The following is a 3,239-nucleotide window of genomic DNA, read 5'->3' on the forward strand; positions in this document are numbered from 1 at the left end:
CTACTTTTTCACCTTGCGCTTCTTTTTGAACCATTTTGAAATGAATTCCATGTGCAGCATTTAAGTCTTCTTCAGCATGTTTTAATAAGTTTTCTGCTTCTTCTACATTGCCTTCGCGGTATTCGCGAAGGGATTGGATGACCTTGCTGCGCGCGTTACCGCTATGAAGAATAAGTTGAAAATTAATTTGTTCACTGGTAAGTTCTTCTAAATTAATCTCCATTATTTTTTCCCCATTAAGGCTAATGCCTGTTCGTAAGCTTTTTTACCGTCTGCTAATCCATATGCCATCATATCGATCACATCAACATTGATATTGTATTGAGCAGCTTCTTTTTGAAGTTCTTTCTTCAAGAAACTCATTTGAGGTCCGATTAATACAACATCTGCTTCTGCCATATCTTGTTTCGCTTGATTTTGACCGACTGCCCAAATTTTCGCTTCATCACCGATAGATTCTGCATACGCTTCCATCTTTGTCACAAGTAAACTAGTAGACATACCTGAACTACATGCTAGTAAAATTCTATTCATTGATAATCAAACTCCTTCGATTCATTATTTTTAGTTTGTTAAGCGGTTACAACTTTATTATAGCCAATTAAAAAGAAATGTCTAGTCATTTCTTTTTAAAAATATAGGGTTATTTAATTAAACATCAATACATTTTCTGAATTGTCACATATAACTAAAAAAGGCTGCCGAGAAATTTTCTCGACAGCTTTTTAATATTAGTTGGTATCACTTGGATATACAATACCCATTTGACGTCGGGCTTCATCCATAATTTCCACGACAGCAAGTGATATTTCCCACGTATTCTGTGAGGACTGCTGTTTACCACTTTCAATCAGTTGGATAAATTCTTTTATTTCGTAATACATAGGGTCCTCTTGTTGTTCATAACTTATATCAGTAAGCGTGCCATCATGTGCACGTATTTCAATTTTTTCCGGACTAGATATATGATGAATAACCATAGATCCATCCTCTCCAAGAATTTCCGAAGGCAATGGTGAATCCGTTATTTTTGAATACATCACTACTGCCTCCATTCCATCATAACTGAGAAGAATACTTCCATTCCCATCCGCACCAGACTCGAGTACATGACCTGTCGCCTTAATAGAATTAGGCTTACCAAACAAAACAACAAGTGGATAAATTGTATAGATACCTATATCCATCAATGCCCCATTAGAAAGAGCTGGATTAAAGGCGTTTAAGACCGTCCCTTGTCGATAGGAATCATAACGTGATGAGTACTGACAGTAATTTGCAAAGTATGTACGTACTTTTCCAAGCTTATGGATATTATCCTCGATACTCTTAAAGTTCGGCATTAATGTTGATTTCATCGCTTCCATTAAAACAACGCCATTTCTTTTAGCTGCTTCAATCATCGCACGTGTTTCTGCTGTATTTGAAGCAATTGGCTTCTCACATAGTACATGCTTGCCATTTTCTAAAAACAGAATAGCTTGTTCTGCATGATAAGCATTTGGACTTGCGATATACACTGCGTCAATCATGTCACTAGATGCCATATCCTCTAGACTTGTAAACGTATTTTCAACCTGATAGTTGCCGGCAAACTCACGAGCTCTTTCCTCTGATCGTGAATAAACCGCTGTAAGCTTAAATTCTTCGTGTGCTTTAGACGCCTTTAAAAACCGTTCTGTAATCCAGTTCGTTCCAATAATTCCAAACCGCACCATAGTTGTCCTCCTATAAAAATTAATTTATTCTCTACCTAATATATCCTCATGTCATAATGAAAGCTAGCATTCTCTTTTGATTAAATGATATAGCGAGTCAAACTTCTTCCGACTCTTTTTAAAATGACACCACTACGATTAATTACCGAAGTGGCCCTTTTTTAAAAAAATAAGGTTTCTTTTTCTACCTAAATTGGGTAATAATAGAAAAAAGGAGTTGAGGAAGTATGGCAGATTTAATGAAAAATAAAGTGGCCTTAGTAACTGGAGGAAGTTCTGGTATTGGTCGTGGAGCTGCCTTAAAACTCGCAGAAAATGGGGCAAGAATTGCCTTACTTGATCTCAATCGTGAAGATGCAGTGGAAGTAAAGCGTGAAATTGAGGATCTTGGCAGCGAGGCAATTATTGTAGAAGCGGATGTTTCCAAAACTGAAGATATCGATCAGGCCTTCCAAAAGGTCATCGCTGAATGGGGCCAACTTGATTTTGTCTTCTCAAATGCGGGGATAAATGGGGTAATTGCGCCCATTGAGGATATGTCAATCGATGAATTTGATGAGACCATCCACACAAATTTACGTGGAACCTTCTTAACCGTAAAAAATGCTATTCCTTACATGAAAGAAAATGGGGGGAGTATTGTCATTACTAGTTCAATCAACGGAAATCGGACATTTAATAATTTTGGGTTTTCAGCTTACAGCACCTCAAAAGCTGGACAAGTCGCATTTGGAAAGATGGCAGCACTTGAGCTGGCACGATATAAAATCCGTGTTAATATGATTTGTCCGGGCGCAATTGATACCAATATTGATTCAAACACATTCCCAGAAAATGAAAACCTCAAAAAAATTACCATTCCTATTGAATACCCAGAAGGAGAGCATCCGCTTGCTGGGGAGGCTGGTCAACCAGAGCAAGTTGGTAATTTAGTTTTATTTCTAGCCTCTGATTTATCTTCCCATATTACCGGAACAAAGGTATATATTGATGGAGCAGAATCCTTATTATAAATGTGTACATAAGCCGTATTTCCATCAAGGAATACGGCTTTTTCATTCCTTCATTTATGATGAATGCGACGATTATATGAAACCTCATAGGCATCATGACGGAAATGCAAAATAGGATCATCAGAGCATTCAATGCCTTCAGGAACTTTTGTGGGATCAAACAGAACCACATCTGGAGTATCAATCAGCTTCTTAGAAATAGTGAGGTGTCCAATTTCTATTGTTTTCCGTTCTGGCGGCCAAGCTGCAGTTGGATCATCTGTTGGATCACCTTCTTCTCCTAACTGAATCGTAAGGGTAAAACCGACAGACTCTCTCTCTAGTCTTTCTGTTAATTCTTCATTTAAATAATCTGCTGAACATTTAACAGCTTCTAGTTTCCCATACATTCCGAGTCCCGCATCTGGTTCCCATTGATACTTAATCGGCTGTTTCCTGCCTTCCTTATCAATAAAATTAAACACATGTATGGAAAAGTAACGAGCCATAGCAAAACTGAGGGGTGAGC

5 protein-coding genes are annotated in these 3,239 nt (G+C 37.8%); 1 reads left to right on the forward strand and 4 read right to left on the reverse strand.

Features of this window, described 5'->3' with window-relative positions; genetic code table 11:
• From AC52RT_RS17875 to AC52RT_RS17885, 3 genes are all read right to left on the reverse strand, one after another.
• The coding region (locus AC52RT_RS17875) for a PTS sugar transporter subunit IIA (RefSeq protein ID WP_495542001.1) at positions 1-223 on the reverse strand (223 nt) is incomplete at its 3' end.
• The gene (locus AC52RT_RS17880) at positions 223-534 is read right to left on the reverse strand and encodes a PTS sugar transporter subunit IIB (protein WP_040373950.1); all 312 of its coding nucleotides are present in this window, start codon (positions 532-534) and stop codon (positions 223-225) included. The genes AC52RT_RS17880 and AC52RT_RS17875, both read right to left, overlap by 1 nt.
• Before the next feature lie 197 nt (positions 535-731).
• Positions 732-1,718 (reverse strand): Gfo/Idh/MocA family protein, encoded by a 987-nt coding sequence (locus AC52RT_RS17885; RefSeq protein ID WP_495542002.1) that lies wholly within the window; start codon positions 1,716-1,718, stop codon positions 732-734.
• Between the two features lie 227 nt (positions 1,719-1,945).
• On the opposite strand from AC52RT_RS17885, the gene AC52RT_RS17890 reads away from it, so the two are divergent.
• The gene (locus AC52RT_RS17890) at positions 1,946-2,731 is read left to right on the forward strand and encodes an SDR family oxidoreductase (RefSeq protein ID WP_495542003.1); all 786 of its coding nucleotides are present in this window, start codon (positions 1,946-1,948) and stop codon (positions 2,729-2,731) included.
• Positions 2,732-2,781: 50 nt separating this feature from the next.
• On the opposite strand, the gene AC52RT_RS17895 is transcribed toward AC52RT_RS17890, so the two are convergent.
• Positions 2,782-3,239: catalase (locus AC52RT_RS17895; protein WP_495542004.1), on the reverse strand; the 458-nt coding region annotated here is incomplete at its 5' end.

The organism is Peribacillus sp. (assembly GCF_059453735.1).

What these genes read in the sequence shown, in the direction of transcription:
- AC52RT_RS17885 (WP_495542002.1), bottom strand. Translation starts at nt 1,718, where the DNA reads ATGGTGCGGTTTGGAATTATTGGAACGAACTGGATTACAGAACGGTTT.
- AC52RT_RS17890 (WP_495542003.1), top strand. Translation starts at nt 1,946, where the DNA reads ATGGCAGATTTAATGAAAAATAAAGTGGCCTTAGTAACTGGAGGAAGT.
- AC52RT_RS17880 (WP_040373950.1), bottom strand. Translation starts at nt 534, where the DNA reads ATGAATAGAATTTTACTAGCATGTAGTTCAGGTATGTCTACTAGTTTA.